The sequence below is a fragment of the Dietzia sp. E1 genome (assembly GCF_014145015.1).
GTDB lineage: Bacteria > Actinomycetota > Actinomycetes > Mycobacteriales > Mycobacteriaceae > Dietzia > Dietzia cinnamea_A.
In genome coordinates, this window is record NZ_JAALDU010000133.1 from 1 (window position 1) to 2,331 (window position 2,331).

Sequence of the window (2,331 nt, forward strand, 5' to 3'; positions counted from 1 at the left end):
CCACGCGGCCTCGGCCGCCGCGACGGACCCGCCGACCACGGCCGCGGGGAGCCCGCGGACGGCCCGACCGGCGTTGTCGATGAGCCCCAGCTGGCGGGCGAGGTCGGCCCCCCGGTCGATGACACGGAGGACGAACTTGCGGGCCGGCCGGCCTCCCGAGCCCCCGATCGGGTGGATCTCGCAGGTCACGGAGAAGAGGGCGTCGAGTTCGGCGGCGAGCCTGTCGGCGATCTCGCAGGAGTCGACCTCCGCCTCGATGACGAGTCGGCCGGAGAGGACCTGGAGCGTTCCGGCGAACCTCAACAGCGCGGCGACCTCGGCCCTCCTGGCCTCGGTGTTCCCGACGGGGACCCTCACCAGTTCGGACTTGACCTGTGCGGTCAGCGACACGCCCTGCTCCTTCGTTCTCCGGTCGTCACCCCGCGCCCCCCGGCAGCGAGGCGGCGAGCGCCGTTGCCAGCGAGGCGGGGTCGTGGACAGCCCTCATGGTCCCATCCGAGCCGGTCTTCGCTATCTCCGCGGTCACCACGCGGGCGCCCAGCCCGGCCGCCGCGCGCTCGAGGTGCTCGCGTTCGGTGGCGCTGAGCGGCATCCGCGGGTCCACGAGCAGGACGTCGACATCGACCCGTGGCGCGTGCTGGCGCAGGACGTGCAGGTGCTGCTCGGCGGAGAAGCCCGCCGTCTCCCCCGGCTGCGGGGCGAGGTTGAGCACGAGGGCCTTGGTGGCGGCGGTCCGCGTGAGGGCCGCCGCGATCTCCGGTACTAGGACGTTGGGGATGACGCTGGTGAACCACGAGCCGGGGCCGAGCACGACGAGGTCTGCCCGGTCGATCGCCTCGACCACCCCGTCCGCGGCGGGCGGGGCGTCGGGGATGAGGCGCACGCGTCGGACGCTGCCCGGCGTGGTCGCCACGGCCACCTGCCCGATGATGGTGCGCACGACCCTCGGGTCGGCCTCGAGACCGACGACCTCGGCCGCGATGTCGAGGGCCACCGGGGACATGGGCAGGACCCGTCCCGTGACGCCGAGGATCGAGCCGACCGCGTCGAGGGCCTCGATCGGGTCGCCGAGGAGTTCCCACAGTCCGGCGAAGACGAGGTTGCCGACGGCGTGCCCCGCCAGGGCCCCGGTACCGCCGTAGCGGTGCTGGAAGAGCCTCGTGAGGCGGGCGTGTTCGTCGTCCTCACCGGCGAGGGCGCACAGCGCCATGCGCAGGTCGCCGGGCGGGAGGATGCCGAGCTCGCGGCGCAGGCGGCCCGAGGAGCCCCCGTCGTCGGCGACGGTGACCACCGCGGTGACGTGGTCGGCGACGAGCCGACCGGCCTTCAGGGTCGCCGAGAGGCCGTGGCCGCCGCCGAGCGCGACGAGCGAGGGGATCCGCTTCGTGGGTTCCGTCATCGCCGGGTCACTCCCGTCCGAGGTCGCGGTGGCGGACGTGAACGTCGACCGCGTCCAGGCCGGTCAACCGGCCCGCGAGGGACTCGGAGATGGCCACGCTGCGGTGCTTGCCGCCGGTGCACCCCACGGCGATGGTCATGTACCGCTTGCCCTCGCGTCGGTAGCCGGTCATCGCGAGCCGGATCATCGTCACGGCGGCGCGCAGGTACTCCTCGATGGACTCGTCCGCCAGGACGTAGTCCTGCACGGGCTTGTCGCGCCCGGTGTGGGGCTGGAGTTCGGGGATCCAGTGCGGGTTGGGCAGGAAGCGCATGTCGAGGAGCATGTCGACGTCCACCGGGACGCCGTATTTGAAGCCGAACGACTCGACGGTGAGGTGGAAGTCGAACCCGAGGTCGCCGAACGGGGTCTCCAGTCGGTGGCGCAGGTCGTGGACGCTGAGCGCGGTCGTGTCCACGACGACGTCGGCGCGTCCGCGCAGACCCTCGAGGATCCGGCGCTCCCGGGTGATCCCGTCGATGAGCCCGCCGCCGGACTGCAGGGGGTGCGAGCGGCGCACGTTGTTGAACCGGTTCACCAGCGCCTCGTCGGAGGCGTCCAGGAACAGGATGCGGGACCGCTGTCGGCCGGCGAACAGTTCGAGCAGCTCACCCAGGTGTTCGTCGAAGCCGAGGCTGCGCGTGTCGACGACGATCGCGAGCCGGCGGGGTTCGTCGTCCGAGTCGTCGAAACGGCCGAGGAACTCCCCCACGAAGGGCAGCGGGAGGTTGTCCACGACATACCACCCGAACTCCTCGAGGACCTTCGAGGCCGTCCCCTTGCCGGCCCCCGACATGCCGCTGATCAGGAGGAGCTCACGCCCCCGGTCGTCGTCGCAGTCGTCCATCGTGTCACCTCGCGTCGTTCGTCGCGGCCGGCCCCGGCCGCCCCGC

The 2,331-nt window shown here is 72.5% G+C and carries 3 protein-coding genes; all 3 read right to left on the reverse strand.

From position 1 onward, the window contains the following. The coding region (gene whiA / locus G6030_RS05585; RefSeq protein ID WP_182642466.1) for a DNA-binding protein WhiA at positions 1-390 on the reverse strand (390 nt) is incomplete at its 3' end. A gap of 25 nt (positions 391-415) precedes the next feature. Continuing rightward, positions 416-1,399, reverse strand: coding sequence for a uridine diphosphate-N-acetylglucosamine-binding protein YvcK (gene yvcK, locus G6030_RS05590; RefSeq protein ID WP_007628584.1), 984 nt, complete (start codon positions 1,397-1,399; stop codon positions 416-418). A 7-nt stretch (positions 1,400-1,406) separates the two neighbouring features. Continuing rightward, positions 1,407-2,285 carry an RNase adapter RapZ gene (gene rapZ, locus G6030_RS05595; RefSeq protein ID WP_182642467.1) on the reverse strand — a complete coding sequence of 293 codons (879 nt, stop codon included), beginning with the start codon at positions 2,283-2,285 and terminating at the stop codon, positions 1,407-1,409. Between the last annotated feature and the right edge of the window lie 46 nt (positions 2,286-2,331).

Bases quoted from the DNA above. Each gene is read 5' to 3' on its own strand.
- yvcK (WP_007628584.1), bottom strand. From the start codon at position 1,399: ATGACGGAACCCACGAAGCGGATCCCCTCGCTCGTCGCGCTCGGCGGC.
- rapZ (WP_182642467.1), bottom strand. From the start codon at position 2,285: ATGGACGACTGCGACGACGACCGGGGGCGTGAGCTCCTCCTGATCAGC.